This is a genomic window from Neisseria sp. P0006.S004, assembly GCF_051963015.1.
Taxonomy (GTDB): Bacteria; Pseudomonadota; Gammaproteobacteria; order Burkholderiales; family Neisseriaceae; genus Neisseria.
This window is the reverse complement of sequence record NZ_JBQCUS010000002.1, coordinates 369,954-389,129: the sequence shown is the minus strand read 5'-3', so window position 1 is coordinate 389,129 and position 19,176 is coordinate 369,954. Positions and strand designations below refer to the sequence as shown.

Sequence of the window (19,176 nt, the reverse complement as noted above, 5' to 3'; positions counted from 1 at the left end):
ATTTGAGTGATGAACGGTAGCGCAGCGACAATAAGGCTTTCCGAATCAGGTCAGCAAATGGAATCCGTTTCGACAAAAAAGGCCGTCTGAAACCCTTTCATGTTTCAGACGGCCTTTTCATTTTGGTTTTAAATCAAAACTTCGTTATTCTGCAGTAGCCGGTTTGGCCGCAGTTTTAATGGTTAAGGTCACCGCTGCGGCAATGGCCAGGGAAACACCGGCAAAAGTCATCGCGTTGGCAGGGTTTGAACCCAAGAAAGTTCTGTACACCCAGCCGAAAGATACGGTTTCAATCAGCATTGGAATCACAATCATCATGTTCACAATACCCATGTACACGCCGTAACGTTCTTTCGGAATAGAACCGACCACAATCATAAACGGCACGCCCATCATACTTGCCCAACCGACACCGAAACCAATCATCGGCGCAAACATCAGGTATTTGTTGCCGATGTGCGGAATGGTGAGCAAGGCTAGTGCGGCAAGGGTTACGGCAAAGGCGTGAACATATTTGGCGGCGTATTTGCGCGCCATCCACATCAGGCCAAAGGCGGAGATAAAGGTTATCACGTTGTAAAAACCGTTTACCAGGCCGGTCCATGCAACCGCTTGACTATACGCTTCGGTATTTTCAACGGTCGAATCCCAGACGGATTGGACGATACTGTGGGAAATATATTGCCAGTAGATGAAGAGCGCGTACCATTGGAAGAGATACACCAAGGCCAGTTGCCACAGGGCAGTCGGCATTTCGCGCACGGCAACGACAATATCTTTAACAGCATGGGCCGGACCGCTCGGCTGGGCTTTAATGGCCGCCATTTCTTCAGGGCTGGGCTCGCGTTCGGCCGTTGATAAAACGGTAATCAAAACCGAACCGATGGAGCAGACCGCACCAATATAAAACGAACCGAATACCCAATACGGAATGCCTGCTTCGGAAGTTTGTTGCAACCAGCCGATTTGTTGGAAGATATAGAGGGAAACGTTGGCCAGGGTAATGCCCAAGCCGGTAAACACAGACTGCATCAAGAAACCGGTGGATTGCTGGTGTTCAGGAACGGTATCGGCAATGAAGGCACGGAAAGGTTCCATTGCAGTATTATTACTGATGTCCAAGAGCCACAGCAGCAATACGGCCACCCACAAGGCGGTAACGTGCGGATAGATAAAGAGACAGAGACTGCAACCAATGGCGCCAATCAAGAAATACGGACGGCGGCGGCCCAATCCGGGCACCCAAGTGCGGTCACTCATCGCACCAATCATCGGCTGCACCAGCAAACCGGTAATCGGGCCTGCCATATTCAAAATCGGCAATTGGCTCGGATCGGCATGAAGAAAGCTGAAAATCGGGTTAATCGCAGTTTGCTGCAACCCGAAGCTATATTGAATACCGAAGAAACCGAAGTTCATCAGCATAATCTGGCGAAGTGTCATCGCCACTTGTGGGGAGATTTTCATAGTAAGGCTACTCCTGGATAATAAACTATGGAAACAACAAACTCCAATTTCAGCGGTATGACGCTTTTATTGTATTGGGCCGCCTTTTTAATGAGGCAATCCTGTTTTCAGACGGCCTTTATTTTGACCGTTTACATAATCTTATTTTGATGTGTGTTTGCGTTGTTTAAAGCTTATTTTCAGGCCGTCTGAAACTATTTATTAATCACAGACTGACGCCAGATGGTTTCCCCAACGACCTTGACTGACTGAACCGAGCCGGTCGGGTGTTCAATGTATTGAAACAGCAAATCCGCCGCCATCGCGCCCATGCGCAGATAAGGCAGCTCGGTACTGGTCAACGGCGGAAACAGCGTCTCCGCAATCGCGCTGTGGTTATCATAGCCGGCAACCGAAACTTGCTCGGGAACCCGCACGCCGCGCGTCCTCAAAATCCCGTACACGCGTACTGCCATTTCATCGTTACCGCAGCAAATGACCGTCGGCGGAAGCGTCAAAGACAACAGTTTCAAAATAGCCGAAATCAAAGATCCGCTGTCATTGCTGAAGTCAGGATAACCAGTTTGCACCAAATCAGGATCGAAGACAATATCCGCATCCGCCAAAGCCCGGCGGTATCCGGCCAATCTCAATCTCGTTGCTTCTACGCCCGGCTGCAAAGTCACATAAGCAATCCGTTTGTGTCCGCTTTGGATAATCCGGCGCACCAAGCCATACTGCCCTGCTTCATCGTCCGGCAAAACCGACGGCGTACCTGCCAAATCGAAACAGTTGACCAACACCATCGGGCAACGGTTGGGCACTTCCGGCAGCAATACTTCCTGATGGAAACCGGCCACATATAAAATCCCCTCGGCACGATGCTCCATAAAGGTACGGATCAGCGGCTCCATCTGACCGGGCTGCCCTGGCTTGTTGTCGATGTCGGCAATCATCAAAATCTTGCCTTGTGCACGAATCTGCTGCTGAATGCCCTTAATCAAGAACATATCCGGTATGCCGTGTCCGCCCGTATTCTCGCCTGTCCGCGAAATGGCGCCGGTAATCAGACCGACCAAGCCGGAACGGTGTGACCGCATAATCCGCGCCGCAGAAGACGGGATATAGCCCAAAGCAGCAATCGCTGTTTCTACTTTAGAACGGGTTTTATCACTGACCGGCGCATCGCCGTTAATCACCCGGCTGACCGTCTTGGGAGATACCCCGGCATAAGCAGCGACATCATAAATTGTAGCCATCTTACGGACCCGTCCCGACAAGATTTCAATAATGTTACATAGGATAACACAGCAGACATCGGTGTCATACCCCTTTTTTTTACAGAAACTTGATGATAATCAATCATTTCTTTTTCATTTTGCATACATTTCTTAAACAAAAACACCCCCGCCACCTCCCAAAACCTGTTCAAATTTGTTAAACTACAAGCCACTACAAAAAAGCAGGAAATACCTATCTATCCTGCTTATTTTACCGTTACATACTAAGGAAACGAGATGACCGCATACTCAGACGCATGGCAGGCCTTGGAAGCCCATCATGCCGATACGCAACACGTTACCCTGCGCGAACGTTTCGCTGCAGATGCCGAACGTTTCAACAATATGCACGAAATTCTGCACGGTTTGTTATTTGATTACAGCAAAAACCGTCTGGATGAAAATACCCTTGATTTATTGTGCCAACTGGCCGAAGCAGCCGATTTGCCACAATATATGCAGGCCATGAGCAGCGGTGAAAAAATCAACACCAGCGAACACCGCGCCGTTCTCCACACTGCTCTGCGCCTGCCTGCCAATGCCAAACCTGTTTACGTTGACGGCGAAAACATCGTGCCCAATGTTCATCACGAACTCAACCGCGCACTCGAGTTCGCACGCCAACTTTTAGACGGCACCCACGCAGGCATTACCGGCAAACCGATTACCGACCTGGTTCACATCGGCATCGGCGGCTCCGATTTAGGCCCGCGCATGGCCACACAGGCGCTGCAACCCTATTGGCAGAACATCCGCGTCCACTTTGTCAGCAACTCCGATGATGCCGACCTGACCCAAACCCTTCTCGGTCTCAACCCCGAAACCACCGTATTCAGCATTGCCAGTAAATCATTCCGCACACCGGAAACCCTGCTCAATGCCTATGCGGCGCGTACTTGGTACCGTGATGCAGGTTTGCCTGATTCCGGCATCTACCGCCACTTCTGCGCCATTTCCGCCGATGTGGCCGTAGCCCAAAATTTCGGTATCTCCCCCGACAAAGTCTTTGCTATGTCCGACTGGGTCGGCGGCCGCTATTCCGTCTGGTCGCCTATCGGCCTGCCGCTGATGGTTGCAGTCGGCGAAAAAGCATTCCGCAAAATGCTGGCCGGTGCACACGCGATGGACACCCATTTCTTCGAGGCCCCATTCCGCCGCAACATTCCCGTCCTGATGGCACTCATCAATGTTTGGTACAACAACTTCCAACATTCAGACGGCCAAACCGTTGTCCCATACAGCCACAATATGCGCCTCTTTACCCCATGGCTCAACCAGCTCGATATGGAAAGCCTCGGCAAACAGCGTACTTCAGACGGCCAACCCGTTTCCTGCACCACCGGCGGCATTGTCTTCGGCGATGAAGGCGTCAACTGCCAACATGCCTACTTCCAGCTTCTGCACCAAGGTACGCGTCTGATTCCCGTTGATTTCATCGTCCCCATGACCACAATCTACGGCAACCACCGCCAACACCGCTTTACTGTTGCCAATGCCTTCGCCCAAGCCGAAGCGCTGATGAAAGGCAAGACCTTAGACGAAGTACAAGTCGAATTGGCCGCACTGCCCCAAGACGAACGCGACCGTCTTGCGCCGCAAAAAGAATTCCCCGGCAACCGTCCGAGTAACAGCTTGCTCATCGACAGCCTGACACCTTTCAACCTCGGCATGCTGATGGCAGCCTACGAACACCGCACCTTCGTTCAGGGCGTAATTTGGCGTATCAACCCCTTCGACCAATGGGGCGTGGAATACGGTAAAGAGCTGGCCAAAACCATCGAACCCGAACTCGAACGCGGCACCCCGGCACACGACAGCTCCACCAACGGTCTGATTGCCTTCTACCGCAACTGCAACGCAGCATCGAAGGCCGTCTGAAAATAAAATATCCGTAAAACAAACATATCTGCCTGTCTTACGGACATTTCAAAAACCTATCGGCTTGTTCCAACAAAAGGCCGTCTGAAACTTAATTTGTCAAAGTTTCAGACGGCCTTTTATTATTCAATAAAGATAGCAGAAGTTCATTCGCCATATCCCCCATCTTTGCTACAATATCCCTTTTCTTTTTTATTGATTCCACTATGACCAACGCACCCCAAACCAGCACTATGCAGCGAATTTTCTCGCGCAAAATGCTGATCTGCATTTTCACAGGCTTCACTTCGGGGTTGCCGCTTTATTTTCTGATCAACCTGATTCCGGCATGGTTGCGCAGCGAACATGTCGATTTGAAAACCATCGGCCTGATGGCACTTATCGGGCTGCCTTTCACTTGGAAATTTATCTGGTCTCCCGTCATTGATTTGGTCAGATTACCTTTTTTAGGACGGCGACGCGGTTGGATGCTGGTTACGCAAATTGGTTTGCTGCTGACCTTGCTCATTTATGCCTTCCTAAATCCTGCTCAGCATTTATATGTAATTATGGGCTTATCGTTGGTGGTCGCTTTTTTCTCTGCCAGCCAAGATATTGTATTGGATGCATTTCGCCGCGAAATTTTGTCAGATGAAGAATTAGGCTTAGGCAACTCTATCCACGTCAACGCCTACCGTATCGCCGCTTTGGTACCCGGATCGCTCAGCTTGATTTTGGCCGACTTGATGCCTTGGCACAACGTATTCATCATTACTGCACTATTTATGCTGCCCGGTCTGCTGATGACCTTGTTTTTAGCTAAAGAGCCTGACATTCCACCATCTGTGTCGCGTACATTTGCCCAAACAGTCTCTGACCCTTTCAGTGAGTTCTTCTCCCGCAAAGGAATCAAACAGGCCATATTGGTATTGCTGTTTATCTTTCTCTACAAACTGGGCGACAGCATGGCCACTTCTTTGGCTACACCTTTTTATCTGGACATAGGCTTCAGCAAAACCGACATCGGCCTCATCGCCAAAAATGCCGGTTTATGGCCTGCTGTCATTGCCGGTATTGTAGGCGGTATTTGGATGATAAAGCTCGGTATCAATAGAGCTTTGTGGATTTTCGGCGTGGCGCAATGGGTTACTATTCTAGGCTTTGCTTGGTTGGCAAATTTTGGCAAGTTTGAAACCATCACACTGACAGAGCAAATGATGCTTGCGGCCGTGATTGGGGCAGAAGCAGCGGGCGTAGGTCTGGGTACAGCGGCGTTTGTTGCCTACATGGCTCGTGAAACCAATCCTGCATTTACGGCCACACAATTAGCCCTCTTTACCAGCCTGTCAGCCGTTCCACGTACATTTATCAATGCTTCGGCAGGCTATCTGATTGAAGCGATGGGCTACTTCAATTTCTACTGGCTGTGTTTCGCTTTGGGCATACCGGGCATGTTGCTGCTGTTTAAAGTGGCACCGTGGAATGGTGAAAAAGTGAGTAACTAGATTGCCAGTCTAAAACATCTAGCAAAACAAAAGGCCGTCTGAATATTCAGACGGCCTTTATCATACAAAAACTTTATTCGGCAGCAGGTTTGACAGTACTGCGGACATCGCCGCTTTTTTCTTTATGTTTCAAAACAGCGCGGTCGAGTTTGTCCATCAAAACATCAATCGCGGCATACATATCCTGTTCAATCGCTTCAACGTGCAAATCTTTGCCTGCCAAATGCACATCGGCTTCGGCTTTCTGGCTGACTTTTTCCACCGAGAGCGTGATGGTCACGGAAATGATGTTGTCGGCGTGGCGACTGATTCGTGCCAACTTGTCGGAAACGTAGTTTTTGATGGCTTCGGTAACATCAAAATTCAGACCGGTGATTTTCAGATTCATGATACAGCTCCTTCGGTTGGTTAGTCCGTCAAAACGGATCGGAATATATCTACTCGGTAAATTTTCGTTTGTGTGCCGGTGGGATGTCTAATGATTCTCTATATTTAGCAACTGTACGTCTGGCAATTTCAATGCCGCGTTGTTTTAATAATTTGACGAGGGTCTCGTCCGAATAGGGTTTGCTGCTGTCTTCACTTTCAATCAACTGGCTCAATACGGCTTTGATTGCGCCTTGGCTGAACCCTTCGCCATCATCATCGGCATTGACTGCCTGTGTGAAGAAATAGCGTAACGCAAACAGGCCGCGCGGGCAAGACAAATATTTCTGATTGGCGGCACGCGAGATGGTACTTTCCGCCAAACCCAATTCGGCGGCGGCATCTTTCATCAGCATGGGAGACAGGCCGATTTCTCCGAAGATGAAAAAATCTTCCTGATTTTTGACGATATACTCGGCAAGGCGGAGGACAGTGCTTTTACGCAGCTCCAAAGAATCAATGCGCTGCTTGGCTTCGTTGATTTTTTCCTTCCACTCCGGTGCGCCCTCTTCCTCTGATTTCATCAGGTCGCAATATTCCTGATTGAGCTGCAGCTTCGGCCAAGCCGCTTCGTTGCTGATGACTTCCCAGCCGTCCTTGCCCTCTTTGACCCAAACGTCAGGCTGAATATAAGGCGTAGGCGTGGCAGAGGCGAAGCCGTAGGCTGGATAGGGATTGAGCCCGGCAATCATATCGAGCGCGGCTTCTATGGTTTTGCTGTCGGTATCGGGATAAAGTTTGCGGAAACGCAGAACGTTTTGTTTGCGGTTTTTGCCTAAGTCTTGAAGCGAACTTTGCACCAAATGCGCGGCCATTTGTCGGGCAGGAGAAGCCGGCAAACGCATTAATTGCAACATAAGCGACTCGGTCAAATCCGCCGCCGCCACGCCGGGCGGCTCAAAGGTTTGCAATACATCCAGCGCGTTTTGCAGGGCTTCTTCGTCCAGCATCCATTCCAACGGCGTGTGGTCGATAATTTCTTCGAGGCTGTCGGTGAGGTAGCCTTGTTCGTCCAAAAAATCAATCAAGACGTGAACATAGGCCGCTTCCACTTGCGAGAGCGGATGCTCGCACACTTGGGCATGCAAATAGTGTTTGAAATCCTCTTCTTCGGCGATGTTGCTCCAAATATCTTCGGCATCGTCGCCACTCAACTGCTGACCTGCGCGCGGCATGGTTACCGCACGGTTGAGCCCGCTATCGGCAAACTCATCGGTTTCCGGACGCTCAAGCAGAGGATTGTCTGACAACCAGTCTTCCACTTCGCGCTCAAGCTCAAGACCCGACATCTGCAAGATGCGCAAAGACTGCTGCAGCCGCTGGTTGAGCTGCTGGGTCTGTTTGAGTTTAAGGACGAGTGAAGACATAATGTTTGATAGTAAATGTGCTTTATGGATTTCAGACGGCCTGTATCTGATGGGCCGTCTGAAAGTATCGGATATATTGTTTATATATTGGATGATTATTTCAATATATTATTCTTTTATCAACCGATAAATGAATTATTCGACAGTAGAGATATTTTCTAATTTAAAATAAACGCAATACGTCGAGTAAAAAACATGGCAACAGGCTTCCCGCGATAGGTAGCGGGTTGAAATTTTGTCTGCAAAACCGCTTTTCGTCCTGCAGCATCTAAACGCGAGTATCCACTGCTCTTTTTTACCCATACAAATGCTTTGCCATCTATATTGATAAAGACATTTAATACCACAGTCCCTTCCTCGCCATTCTCTGTAGAAAGCTGTGGATAAGGTGGGGAAGCAACTTGGACAGGTTTCGTCTTTATCTCTTCTTTGAATCCATTTGGCACAGTATAAAAGAATCTGAATTTTTTAAGGCTTTCCAGTGTCTTACAATCCGTTTGTTGGGTTTTCTGATTATAAGTACACTCTTTATAAGGCTCGACTTGTTTTGGCAAACCTACTTCTTGAGCAAGTTTCAACAATTCCAGCGCATCCACTTCCCAATGGAGGCTTTTTCCCAGCTTACCTTCTTTATCCACGATAGCTGTCGCCGTTACGATACCGGTTATCGGCTTGCCATTTTTATCTATCACGCCTTGGCGCACACCCATATCCTGCCATGACTGTTCGGGCATGGCATGCACAGTGGTAGCTGCCAAAACGGCAAAGGAAGACAAAAAAATTCGTTTCAACACAGATGCACCTTTTCAGACGGCCTAAACTCAATATTTGAAATTTTCACCCAAGTAAACCGAACGGACTTGTTCATTGTTGACCAAATCATCCGGCTTGCCTGAAGCCAATACCGTACCGTCGCTGATGATGTAGGCACGGTCGCAGATACTGAGGGTTTCGCGCACGTTGTGGTCGGTAATCAATACGCCGATACCGCGTGATTTGAGGAACTCGATGATTTTCTGAATATCGATGACGGCAATCGGGTCAACGCCGGCAAAAGGTTCGTCCAACAAAATGAAACGCGGCTGCATGGCCAGCACGCGTGCGATTTCGACACGGCGGCGTTCGCCACCGGACAAGGACGGAGCAGGGTTGTTGCGCAGGCGTTCGATGTTCAAATCGGCCAACAGTTTTTCCAGTTCGGCATCGATGCGGCTTTTGTCCTTCATGCTGATTTCCAAAATAGCGCGGATATTTTGTTCCACAGTCATTTTGCGGAAAATCGAGGCTTCCTGCGGCAGATAGCCGACGCCGAGGCGGGCGCGCTCGTGAATGGGCAGGTGGCGCAATTCTTGTCCGTCCAGCATCACGCTGCCTGCATCGGCGGCAATCAGGCCGACAATCATGTAAAAGCTGGTGGTCTTACCTGCGCCGTTGGGGCCGAGCAGGCCGATGACTTCGCCGCTTTCGATTTCAAGGGAGAAGCTTTTGACGACTTGGCGTTTTTTGAAACTTTTTTGCAGGTTTTGAACCACAAGACGGCTGTTGTTTGCGCTCATATTCTGTTGACTTTCGATATTGACCTCAGGCCGTCTGAACCTTTTTCAGACGGCCTTTTTGTGTGTTTTCTTATTTGTTTTTCTGCGTGCTGGACGGCTGGATGACAACGCTGACTCGGCCGGATTTGGCGGCGGATTTCACACCGGATTTGGCGCTGCCGTTGATGGTGTAAACCTCGGTTTTGGTGTTGTAGGTAATGACCGCACCTTCGGCCACATCGCCGCCGCGCTGTACTTTGGCATTGCCGGTCAGGGTAACCAGGTTGGCTGCGGAAGAATACGTTACAGTATTGGCTTGGCCGTTGACCACGCCTTTGCCGCCGTCCAACTCTTGGCTGAATTTGACGGGCGAACCGGTGGCTTTCATCAACTGCTCGCTTTTGTCGTTGCGCGAAACGGTTACGCTGCCGGCACGGATATTGAGCGTGCCTTGTTTGATGATGACGTTGCCGGAAAAGGTGGTGCTTTGGTTGTTTTGGTCAAGCGAGCCTTGGTCGGCTTCGATTTGAATCGGCTGCTTGCTGTCGCTTTGCAGGGCAAAGGCCGGGCTGGCGGCAAAAACGGCAACAAGAGCTAAGGTTTTACAAATTTTTTGTATCATAAATTGTGGCTTTCACTTTGGAAGGGAAATTCAGCAAACCGGTTTTGTGATCATAAGTCATGCCGTTTGCCTGACCGCTAGACTGTCCGTATTGGAAAGTAACAGGGCTGTCGGTATGGGCGTATTGCGCCTCGGTATCGACATTCAAGCGTTCGGTTTTGACGATGCCGGCCAAACGCTTGGCATCTGCCGCTTTGTTTAAGACAACATTCTGTTCAAAAACGACTTTTTTGTTTTGAATATTGTACGCGGCCTTGTCGCTGCCGACTTCGTACAGCAGGCTGCCGTCGCGGTAAAACGAAAGATGCGGTTTGTTCAAATGCACATCCGCGCTATTCGGATATTGAACGGCATCGACCGCGCTCAGGTTTTCTTTCAGACGGCCTTCTTGGTCAAAACGTTTGCCGTTGATGCCTTTCATCGAATATTGCGGCTCATTCGGATTGAGGACGACTTCTTCGACCTGCACTTCGCTGATGCGGCCGAGCCACGCCGCCAGTGCGCCGAGTGAAACGGCCAACACCAGCGGAAAAGCGATTCCGTAACGCCATCTGATTTTCATCGTACATACTCTTTCAAAGCAGGTTCAAGCGTACCTTGCGCCTGCATAATCAAATCGCACACTTCACGCACCGCGCCTGCGCCGCCGGAACGTCGGGTTACATAATGGGCGTATTGCAAAGTAAACCAATGCGCTTCAGGGACGGCGACCGCCAATCCGCAACGCACCATCACGGGCAAATCGACAACATCATCGCCGACAAAGGCGCACTCATGCTCCTCCACACCGGCCTGTTCGCGTAATTGGGCGTAGGCGGCACGTTTGTCGTGAATGCCTTTGAAGTAATAGTTGATACCGAGCTGCTTCACGCGGATACCGACGGAAGGCGCATCGCGGCCGGTAATAATTGCAGTTTGCACACCGCTGGCCTGAAGCATTTTCAAACCGTGTCCGTCCAAAGTGTGGAACGATTTGATTTCTTCGCCGTTGTCGCGGATAAAAATGCGGCCGTCGGTCAAAACGCCGTCTACATCCAGTATCAGCAGTTTGATACCTAAAGCGCGTTGTTGCAGGTCGGAAGAGAGGTTTTGCATAAGGTTTCCTTATTTCAGACGGCCTATTCTAGCATAAGGCCGTCTGAAAACGTTTTTACCGTCGATTCAGACAATTCGTGCCATCAATAAATCATGCATGTTCAGCGCGCCAATCAGCACGCCGTTTTCTTTGACCACCAGCAAACCGTTCACATGGCCGCTCTGCATGGCTTTCAAGGCTTCAGTGGCAAGACGGTCGGCGGAGATGGTTTTCGGAGAGGCGTGCATAATGTCGTCCACTTTCAAACCGGCAAAGCTGTCGCGTTCTTGAAACAGACGGCGCAAATCGCCATCGGTAAATACGCCTTTCAGACGGCCTTCGGCATCGGTTACCGCCAACATGCCCAAGCCTTTTTCACTCATGCGGACAATGGCCTCTTTCAACGGCGTGCCCAACAAAACGGCTGGCAGGGCTTCGTCTTTGTGCATGATATCCGCCACGCGCAGTAACAGGCGTTTGCCCAAGCTTCCGGCCGGATGGCTCAAAGCAAAATCATCCGGCGTAAACGCTCGCGCCTGCAGCAATACCACCGCCAGCGCATCGCCCAAGGCCATCACGGCGGTCGTACTGGAAGTCGGTGCAAGGCCGAGCGGACAAGCTTCTTTGGAAACCGCCGCGGTAATATGGATATCGGCATGACGCGCCATGGTCGAAGTCGGATGGGCAGTGATACAAATAAGCGTGATGTTTTTACGTTTCAACGCCGGAATAATCGCTGCAATTTCATCGCTTTCGCCGGAATTGGAAATGGCAACCACGACATCGTGGTCCACAATCATGCCCAAATCGCCGTGTGCCGCTTCGGCAGGATGGACGAAAAACGCAGGCGTGCCTGTCGAAGCCATGGTTGCCGCCATTTTACGGCCGATGTGTCCGGACTTACCCATGCCGGTAATGACGACCCTGCCCTTGCAGTGCAACAACGCTTCCGCCGCACGGACAAAATCATGGTTCAAAGCCGCCGCAATTTCACGCAAACCTTCGGCTTCCGTATCCAATACATCGCGCGCCCAGTCGAGATAAAGTGTGTTTTCCGCCATCAAAGCCACCTTTCGTGCTTGAATTTAGGTTTGTTTTGCCCAAATTAATCGGCTGTAAACTGTTCAAATTCATCGAATCGGCGTAGCATTACCGCCACTTCACAAACAAACCTATTATGTAAAAGGAATCAGAGATGACTATTTTATCGGACGTTAAAGCATTAGGACAACAAATCTGGTTGGACAATCTCTCCCGTTCGCTGGTACAAAGCGGCGAATTGGCAGAAATGCTGAAACAAGGTGTGTGTGGCGTAACTTCCAATCCTGCCATTTTCCAAAAAGCCTTTGCCGGAGACGCCCTGTACGCCGATGAAGTAGCCGCGCTCAAACAGCAAGACCTGACCCCGAAACAACGCTACGAAACCATGGCGGTTGCCGATGTGCAAGCCGCTTGCGACGTATGTCTTGCCGAACACGAATCCACCGGCGGCAAAACCGGCTTCGTCAGCCTCGAAGTTTCGCCTGAATTGTCCAAAGACGCGCAAGGTACGGTTGAAGAAGCGCGCCGCCTGCATGCCGCTATCGGCCGTAAAAATGCCATGATTAAAGTACCGGCAACCGACGAAGGCATCGAAGCACTCGAAACCCTTGTTTCAGACGGCATCAGCGTCAACCTGACCCTGCTTTTCTCCCGCACCCAAACCCTCAAAGCCTATGCGGCCTACGCGCGCGGCATTGCCAAACGCTTGGAAGCAGGACACGACGTTTCCCATATCCAAGTTGTCGCCAGTTTCTTTATTTCCCGTGTCGATGCCGCATTGGACGCCACCCTGCCCGAACACCTCAAAGGCAAAGTCGCCATTGCGCTGGCCAAAGCCGCCTATCAAGATTGGGAGCAATACTTCGGCAGCAGCGAATTTGCCTCACTTGCCGAAAAAGGTGCCAACCGCGTACAACTTCTGTGGGCATCTACCGGCGTGAAAAACCCTGCCTATCCTGACACGTTGTACGTTGACAGCCTGATTGGCGCCCATACCGTCAACACCGTTCCCGATGCCACACTCAAAGCCTTTATCGACCACGGCACCGCCAAAGCCACTTTGACCGAAGGTGTGGATGAAGCCCAAGCACAGCTTGCCGAAACCGCCAAACTCGGCATTGATGTCGAAACTTTGGCAACTCGTTTGCAGGAAGACGGTTTGAAACAATTTGAAGACGCTTTCGCCAAACTGCTTACTCCCTTGGCTTAAGCGGATTGAACGGACGGTCGAGACACTTAAATCATTTTGAAAAGTCTCAGGCCGTCTGAAACCCAAATTCGGGCGTGTACGGCACGCCCTTTTCTATCACGATTTGAATACCGTGCAGGCATACTGCCCCTGCCCTACAAAACCACCCTGCCATGTATATAGGACGTTTCGCACCCAGCCCTACCGGCCTGCTTCATATCGGCTCCCTACTGACCGCCGTCGCCTCCTATGCCGACGCGCGCGCTCATCAGGGAAAATGGCTGGTCCGCATTGAAGATCTTGACCCCCCGCGCGAAATGCCCGGCGCCGCTGCCGACATTTTGCACACGCTTGAAGCTTTTGGCTTTGAGTGGGACGGCGAAGTCGCCTATCAAAGCCGCCGTTACGACCTATATCAAGACACCCTCGACCGCCTCAAAGCAGCCGGGCTGGTGTATCCCTGCTATTGCAGCCGCAAAGACTGGCAGGCGGCGGCAACACATGGCGCAGACGGATTTGTATATAACGGCCGTTGCCGCAATCCTCAGCAAAGACCCGATACGCAAAACAAAACGCCGGCATGGCGCATTCAAGTGCCCGATCGCGTGATCGGTTTTTCAGACGGCATTGTCGGACATTACGCACAAAATCTGGCACACGACATCGGCGATTTCGTCCTGCTTCGTGCCGACGGCTATTGGGCATATCAGCTTGCCGTGGTTGCCGACGATGCCGATCAAGGAATAACCCATATTGTCCGCGGTCAAGATTTGCTTGTTTCCACGCCGCGCCAAATCTATCTGCAACAATGCCTCGGCGTTCCCACACCAGCCTACGCCCACCTTCCCCTACTAACCAACAGCCAAGGGCAAAAATGGTCGAAACAAACCCTTGCCCCAGCTTTGGATTTGAATCAAAAAGAACAACTCCTACGCCAAGTCCTAACCTACCTCAACCTGCCCGATGCACCTACCGTGAACCATCCTCAAGAATTGCTCGATTGGGCGGTAGCACACTGGCAAATGGACAAAATCCCAAAATCGTCCATTATCACGGACTGAATTAGCGCAATTACAACAAAATTACTCTAGGTATTACAATATTTCATAAAATTATGTAAGTAATCTTCCGATTCATCCCAAACCATGCCCAAGAAGCGAAAAATCATGTATATTTCAAAAATTTCCTAAAATTGTCACAAACTGATAATTTCAAGGTTGTAACAACATACGGCTGACGCGTTATTGAGGATGACAAAGCGCGGCAGATCTCCCACGATACAACAAAAAGAATACCGCTATGCCAAGTGCCATTATTGTAGAAGACGAAGTATTAGCAGCAGAACGCTTACGTGTATTATTGGAAGAGTGCAATGTCGTACTGCTCAACGTCTTTCACCATGCCATGCCAGCATTGGAGTGGCTGAGTGTCCACGAAGTCGACATCGTCTTTGCCGACATCGGCATGCCGGAAATCGACGGTCTCGAGTTTGTCGAACGCATTAAGCGTACCGCCAAACGCCAGCCGGAAATTGTATTTACCACAGCCTACGAAGAACACGCTCTGCGCGCGTTTGAGCTGGCTGCCGCAGACTATCTGCTCAAACCGATAAAAATGACCCGCCTGCAAACCGCGCTTGACCGCATCATCGAGAAAAACCGCGAAAAAGCAGACAGTTTCACCCATTTCAAAGTGTACAACCGCGAACGCATGGTTGAAATTCCATGGCAACAGGCGCGTTACCTGATGGCGGAACACAAAACCGTCTATCTGTTTACCGGCGACGGCCACAGCTACGAATTACCGAAGACCTTGGTTTACTGGGAAGAATTGCTTGGCGACAAAGTCATCCGCATCCACCGCAATGCCCTCGTCTTCCGCCATACCCTCGACAGTCTGATTCGACTGGACGACAACGAAAACGACGAATACGCATCCACATGGGGTGCCAAAATTCTTGATATTCCGACCCCGCTACCCGTCAGCCGCCGACAACTGTCCACCCTGCGGAAAATCATTAAAAACAGCATCTAACAATGCACTCCTTGACTGGCTCTTTTTAAATCAAAGGCCGTCTGAAAAGATATTTTCAGACGGCCTTTTAACTTCTCAGTCCAATGACAGAAAGCAGAAAAAGAAACGGACCAGAGCTTGTCATTTAGCTTTATCCAAACTCTCAATTTGATCAAACCTTGTTACATCCATAAACAAAGTTTTCCATTTTTTAATCCAGTATCTCTCAATTACTACCACTCAACAGAAAAGGCCGTCTGAAACATTCAGACGGCCTCGATATTCAAGCCTTACCGATTAAAAGAACAATTCACGCCAGCTGATGCGTTTGAGTCCGCATGTACGGCCTTGTACTTCCAGGCTGACCAGCTGGTTAGACAAGAGACTGCGATCGCCTTTGGTTGCAAAACATTTATTGTTTGGTACGCTCGGCGTAGCGTTCAACTCCTTATCCGTACCCGTGCCTCCGCTATCGCCATCGGCAGTTACCGGAGAATCGTCAGCTTTGCTGGAATTCATATAAGTAAAGTTGATAACGCCATCAAAAGTCATACCGTTGGCGTAATAAATCTGACCATTATTTTCACGTTTGATAAATGTACGATCCTTGCTGGAGATACGCGCATCACGCAAGCCCAAACGACCGCCGTTTTCAGCATTTACGCCCATAATAATCGTTTTCGCTGTCGTTTGTGTGGATGTACTGTCCGGCAAACAAACATCGGTACTGGAAGAGTCAGTATGAATTGTTTTGGTTTCATACTTACGAATGGTTACAACGGCTGTACGCAAAATCATCGTCGGTTTGACAGTCACACGTTCATTCGGATCTAAAGTCAGACTCCAGCCTTTTTTGTCTTTGCCTACCTTATTGTCGCTGACATAAATGTGTTCGCCGTCACTTTCTCTGGTTTGCTGTTCCAACTCACTGCTGTTTGCCAAAACCGCTTTTTTGGATTCATCAGTAGACACATCGTCGTAAATACCGTAAACGGCATTAATTTGGCCATTGGTATTGGTCAATTCATTCTGATAAATCTCGCTACCCGTACCAAAAATTATGACATACTTATCTTTACTGCGGCGTGATACCGCAGGCGCAGACGTAATCGGTTGATTACCCGATCCTTGGAAAATCATTTGCGCAGACCATTTGGACGGAGTTTCACCACTCAAGTCAAAGCGGAACATATTGCCGTAACGGTCGCCTGCATAAGCAATATCGACAATACCGTCAAAATCGGTGTCTACCAAAGTGGGGGTAGAGAGGCCGCCTTTGCCATTCGGCGCAGGAATTTTAGCCAAGAGATTACCGGCACTGGAAACATTTTTACCGGTATCTTGCGTACCAGCTTCTTTCCCTGTCATATCATAGACATACAAAGCTGTTTCATTGTCGGCACTATTCACATCTTCAGTGCGATAGCCGCTAGCCAAGAAGCCCGCATAACGCACATTCGATTCCAGATTGACCGGAGTGGTATCGCGTTTGATGGAAACACGGCCGATTTGTGTCGAACCAATGGTATAACCCAGCTTATTACCAGAGCCTTTTTCTGTTTCAAACAAAGGTACAGTCTTATTCCAACCACTACGATCACTGTTCGCCACTGCACCAATATTCAACGCATACGCACCGCGTCCACCTTGACCCATCGCTCCAAACATAAAGGTTTGCTTATCAGGCGTTTGGCGGAGAACAAAGCCACCATTGACCATATAGCGATGCGGCGTGCTGGAGCCGTAGCCATCGCGAGCGACATCCTTCAGAACCTTGCCCAAAGTTGTCGCTTGACCTTGATCGTCCTCACGCTCCATGCCTGCCGGAATATAGCTGAGTTTCAAGTCATAAGGATTGCTAGGCGTACCATTACGGAAAATATGTACCATGCCGTCATTGGCAGCAGCGACCAAAAACTCTTGACGGTTGTCGCGCTTATCGCCAATCGAAGCAACCGAACCGTCCAAAATATCGCCCAAATTGCGCTCATCTTTACTTGCGTCAGCTGGATCAGTTGGACGGATGCGATAAGACTGGTTATAACCTTTTGCCTCTGCATCCGCTTTGATGGTTTCATCACTACCTACTCGGCCAGTCCATTTCAGCAATGCATTTTTCCATTCCAACTTATCTTTCGCACTGCCGTCTGAAATGCCAAAATCGGCATTTGAAGCCTCATTATCTGCAACTCTATCGATAAAATAGGTCTTACTGCCATCATTAACCAAAGTGAGGCGGTTATTAAATGATGGCTGAACAAACTCGGTCGTATTGATAGGCGTACCATCGCGGTTTAATTTATAAAACCGCAACTGACTGCTCCAAGAGCCGGTATTTAAATGAACCGTTGCCGCCATATCGGGAATCCCCATACTGGTCGTTGCCGGCGCAGTAGAGGATACTCCTTCAAATTTCGTATTCTTGCTGTCATTTTCAATATTATCGACGATGGTTTTGAAAGCATCGAGCAACTTTTCAGGTTTTGCGGCATTAAAATACCAGTCTGGGCGACTGGCACCCTTTTCCAGATACTCTCTCCCGACTTTAGAGATTCCCTCACCAAAGCCCACAGTAAAAGTCTGAACCAATTGCTTACTATAATCCGCACCTTTAGGATCGCTTGGATCACCATCCCAGCTTTTACCTGCAGCATCTACACCATCTTTTGCCGCAGTTTTAATATCTTTTTCCGCCAAAGTCTGACTGAAGAAACGCATACCGCGTTTCTCATTACCATAGTTTCTATCCCAAATAGGAACAATGATTTCGCCACTACCTATCCACATATTCCTACGATAATAATTGCTATACCCGAATTTATAATCGGTATATTGGCACATCACTTTTTTTTCATGCGGTGGGATATGGGCATCATATTGATAAAGTGGCAGGTCAAAATATCCACTAAAGCCACGGCCATCGTTGAAAAATTCACCTTTTCCATATTTATCGTCATAAGCCTTCGCTGCTGACGGCCCAAAATATTGGTATGCAGGTGTATCCGCGCTATGTTCGATGGCGCGGTAGTAATTTGAATAGTAATAATCTCGATCGTAGTTGAAGCTAGTATTGCGCGATAAGCGAGGATCCTCACCGGCATCCTGATTGCTACAACTCATATTGGCATCACCATCCGACATCACAACAACATAGGACTTCTGGCAACGGTATTTGATATTGGGGATGACGAAATTTTTGACGACTTCATAATAACGGCGCGTTGTCGGCGTACCTTGATAAGCCAACATCTCGTCTACTTTTTTACTGACATATTCCCAGTTTCGACCGGCAGAACCATCCGTAAAGCCCTCAGAATCCTTCATATCACCTTTTGCATCATTAGGCGTGCTGAGTTCTGAATATGGAAATTTATTATGGTCACTCTTCTTCGACTCATCCCATACCCAATACCGAGGATTATTGTGTAAAGTCTGCAAACCCCAGTTAAACTGATCTTTATATTCACGCAAAACCTGCTTTAATGCAGATTTTGCAATATTGATCTTCTTGTCTTTATTCGGAACATCATAATCACCCTTTGCATCAGCCAACATACTGCCCGAGTCATCAATCAAAAACATAATATTGTGTTTGACTTTGGGTTGACCGCTGACGTCGGTTTTGTTTTGCAGGTAAAAAGGAGTTTGGGCAAATTGCTGCGTATTTGCCTGAACGGAAAAGCTGATAAGCGCTAAAGCGGAAGCAACGCTTGCATGAATAAGGCGATGGCGGCCTGATGGAGCGTTTTGCATAATGTGTTCTTTTTTCATCGGATAATCTCAGCTAAAAATGACGTTGTTTTTATTTTTTATAAGGTTA

General features: G+C 49.3%; 16 protein-coding genes. 5 read left to right on the top strand and 11 right to left on the bottom strand.

Annotated elements, in window-relative coordinates; genetic code table 11:
• Positions 1 to 144: 144 nt before the first annotated feature.
• Together ACTHR2_RS04855 and ACTHR2_RS04850 are read right to left on the bottom strand one after the other, a co-directional pair.
• Positions 145 to 1,467 (bottom strand): MFS transporter, encoded by a 1,323-nt coding sequence (locus ACTHR2_RS04855; protein WP_049344509.1) that lies wholly within the window; start codon positions 1,465 to 1,467, stop codon positions 145 to 147.
• A 194-nt stretch (positions 1,468 to 1,661) separates the two neighbouring features.
• Positions 1,662 to 2,705, bottom strand: coding sequence for a LacI family DNA-binding transcriptional regulator (locus ACTHR2_RS04850; RefSeq protein ID WP_049344511.1), 1,044 nt, complete (start codon positions 2,703 to 2,705; stop codon positions 1,662 to 1,664).
• 258 nt (positions 2,706 to 2,963) lie between these two features.
• Here ACTHR2_RS04850 and pgi point away from each other — a divergent pair, with 258 nt between their 5' ends.
• Positions 2,964 to 4,604, top strand: a complete 1,641-nt coding sequence (gene pgi / locus ACTHR2_RS04845; protein WP_049344513.1) for a glucose-6-phosphate isomerase — start codon at positions 2,964 to 2,966, stop codon at positions 4,602 to 4,604.
• Positions 4,605 to 4,837: 233 nt separating this feature from the next.
• Complete coding sequence (locus tag ACTHR2_RS04840; protein ID WP_191620593.1) at positions 4,838 to 6,088, top strand: AmpG family muropeptide MFS transporter; 1,251 nt, start codon at positions 4,838 to 4,840, stop codon at positions 6,086 to 6,088.
• Positions 6,089 to 6,161: 73 nt separating this feature from the next.
• Here ACTHR2_RS04840 and hpf read toward each other — a convergent pair whose 3' ends face one another.
• From hpf to ACTHR2_RS04800, 8 genes are all read right to left on the bottom strand, one after another.
• Entirely contained in the window at positions 6,162 to 6,476 is a 315-nt protein-coding gene (gene hpf, locus ACTHR2_RS04835) for a ribosome hibernation-promoting factor, HPF/YfiA family (protein WP_004518850.1), read from the bottom strand.
• A gap of 49 nt (positions 6,477 to 6,525) precedes the next feature.
• Positions 6,526 to 7,881, bottom strand: coding sequence for an RNA polymerase factor sigma-54 (rpoN, locus tag ACTHR2_RS04830; protein WP_440375420.1), 1,356 nt, complete (start codon positions 7,879 to 7,881; stop codon positions 6,526 to 6,528).
• Between the two features lie 158 nt (positions 7,882 to 8,039).
• Complete coding sequence (locus ACTHR2_RS04825) at positions 8,040 to 8,675, bottom strand: energy transducer TonB (protein WP_440375419.1); 636 nt, start codon at positions 8,673 to 8,675, stop codon at positions 8,040 to 8,042.
• Between the two features lie 27 nt (positions 8,676 to 8,702).
• The gene (lptB, locus tag ACTHR2_RS04820) at positions 8,703 to 9,437 is read right to left on the bottom strand and encodes an LPS export ABC transporter ATP-binding protein (RefSeq protein WP_003679854.1); all 735 of its coding nucleotides are present in this window, start codon (positions 9,435 to 9,437) and stop codon (positions 8,703 to 8,705) included.
• A gap of 70 nt (positions 9,438 to 9,507) precedes the next feature.
• Positions 9,508 to 10,038 (bottom strand): lipopolysaccharide transport periplasmic protein LptA, encoded by a 531-nt coding sequence (gene lptA / locus ACTHR2_RS04815; protein ID WP_063069322.1) that lies wholly within the window; start codon positions 10,036 to 10,038, stop codon positions 9,508 to 9,510.
• Positions 10,019 to 10,600, bottom strand: a complete 582-nt coding sequence (gene lptC, locus ACTHR2_RS04810; protein ID WP_263340456.1) for an LPS export ABC transporter periplasmic protein LptC — start codon at positions 10,598 to 10,600, stop codon at positions 10,019 to 10,021. The genes lptA and lptC overlap by 20 nt, the downstream gene beginning before the upstream one ends.
• Positions 10,597 to 11,133, bottom strand: coding sequence for a KdsC family phosphatase (locus ACTHR2_RS04805; protein ID WP_003686818.1), 537 nt, complete (start codon positions 11,131 to 11,133; stop codon positions 10,597 to 10,599). Before ACTHR2_RS04805 ends, lptC begins: the two co-directional genes overlap by 4 nt.
• 66 nt (positions 11,134 to 11,199) lie before the next feature.
• The gene (locus ACTHR2_RS04800; protein WP_263340447.1) at positions 11,200 to 12,174 is read right to left on the bottom strand and encodes a KpsF/GutQ family sugar-phosphate isomerase; all 975 of its coding nucleotides are present in this window, start codon (positions 12,172 to 12,174) and stop codon (positions 11,200 to 11,202) included.
• 134 nt (positions 12,175 to 12,308) lie between these two features.
• On the opposite strand from ACTHR2_RS04800, the gene tal reads away from it, so the two are divergent.
• The 3 genes from tal to ACTHR2_RS04785 all read left to right on the top strand — a co-directional run bounded on the left by tal (position 12,309) and on the right by ACTHR2_RS04785 (position 15,377).
• Positions 12,309 to 13,364, top strand: coding sequence for a transaldolase (tal, locus tag ACTHR2_RS04795; RefSeq protein WP_263340444.1), 1,056 nt, complete (start codon positions 12,309 to 12,311; stop codon positions 13,362 to 13,364).
• A 152-nt stretch (positions 13,365 to 13,516) separates the two neighbouring features.
• Complete coding sequence (gene gluQRS, locus ACTHR2_RS04790; protein ID WP_263340441.1) at positions 13,517 to 14,404, top strand: tRNA glutamyl-Q(34) synthetase GluQRS; 888 nt, start codon at positions 13,517 to 13,519, stop codon at positions 14,402 to 14,404.
• 238 nt (positions 14,405 to 14,642) lie between these two features.
• A complete protein-coding gene (locus ACTHR2_RS04785) occupies positions 14,643 to 15,377 on the top strand; it encodes a LytR/AlgR family response regulator transcription factor (protein ID WP_070608482.1) in 735 nt (244 codons plus the stop codon).
• Positions 15,378 to 15,653: 276 nt separating this feature from the next.
• Here the strand turns inward: ACTHR2_RS04785 and pilC are convergent, their stop codons facing one another.
• Positions 15,654 to 19,109 (bottom strand): PilC family type IV pilus tip adhesin, encoded by a 3,456-nt coding sequence (pilC, locus tag ACTHR2_RS04780; protein WP_263340436.1) that lies wholly within the window; start codon positions 19,107 to 19,109, stop codon positions 15,654 to 15,656.
• Positions 19,110 to 19,176: the final 67 nt, after the last annotated feature.

Excerpts from the sequence above, each read along its gene's own strand:
- ACTHR2_RS04840 (WP_191620593.1), top strand. The coding sequence starts at position 4,838 with ATGCAGCGAATTTTCTCGCGCAAAATGCTGATCTGCATTTTCACAGGC.
- ACTHR2_RS04800 (WP_263340447.1), bottom strand. The coding sequence starts at position 12,174 with ATGGCGGAAAACACACTTTATCTCGACTGGGCGCGCGATGTATTGGAT.
- hpf (WP_004518850.1), bottom strand. The coding sequence starts at position 6,476 with ATGAATCTGAAAATCACCGGTCTGAATTTTGATGTTACCGAAGCCATC.
- ACTHR2_RS04850 (WP_049344511.1), bottom strand. The coding sequence starts at position 2,705 with ATGGCTACAATTTATGATGTCGCTGCTTATGCCGGGGTATCTCCCAAG.
- lptC (WP_263340456.1), bottom strand. The coding sequence starts at position 10,600 with ATGAAAATCAGATGGCGTTACGGAATCGCTTTTCCGCTGGTGTTGGCC.
- pilC (WP_263340436.1), bottom strand. The coding sequence starts at position 19,109 with ATGCAAAACGCTCCATCAGGCCGCCATCGCCTTATTCATGCAAGCGTT.
- ACTHR2_RS04805 (WP_003686818.1), bottom strand. The coding sequence starts at position 11,133 with ATGCAAAACCTCTCTTCCGACCTGCAACAACGCGCTTTAGGTATCAAA.
- lptA (WP_063069322.1), bottom strand. The coding sequence starts at position 10,038 with ATGATACAAAAAATTTGTAAAACCTTAGCTCTTGTTGCCGTTTTTGCC.
- pgi (WP_049344513.1), top strand. The coding sequence starts at position 2,964 with ATGACCGCATACTCAGACGCATGGCAGGCCTTGGAAGCCCATCATGCC.
- ACTHR2_RS04785 (WP_070608482.1), top strand. The coding sequence starts at position 14,643 with ATGCCAAGTGCCATTATTGTAGAAGACGAAGTATTAGCAGCAGAACGC.
- ACTHR2_RS04855 (WP_049344509.1), bottom strand. The coding sequence starts at position 1,467 with ATGAAAATCTCCCCACAAGTGGCGATGACACTTCGCCAGATTATGCTG.
- rpoN (WP_440375420.1), bottom strand. The coding sequence starts at position 7,881 with ATGTCTTCACTCGTCCTTAAACTCAAACAGACCCAGCAGCTCAACCAG.
- tal (WP_263340444.1), top strand. The coding sequence starts at position 12,309 with ATGACTATTTTATCGGACGTTAAAGCATTAGGACAACAAATCTGGTTG.
- gluQRS (WP_263340441.1), top strand. The coding sequence starts at position 13,517 with ATGTATATAGGACGTTTCGCACCCAGCCCTACCGGCCTGCTTCATATC.
- lptB (WP_003679854.1), bottom strand. The coding sequence starts at position 9,437 with ATGAGCGCAAACAACAGCCGTCTTGTGGTTCAAAACCTGCAAAAAAGT.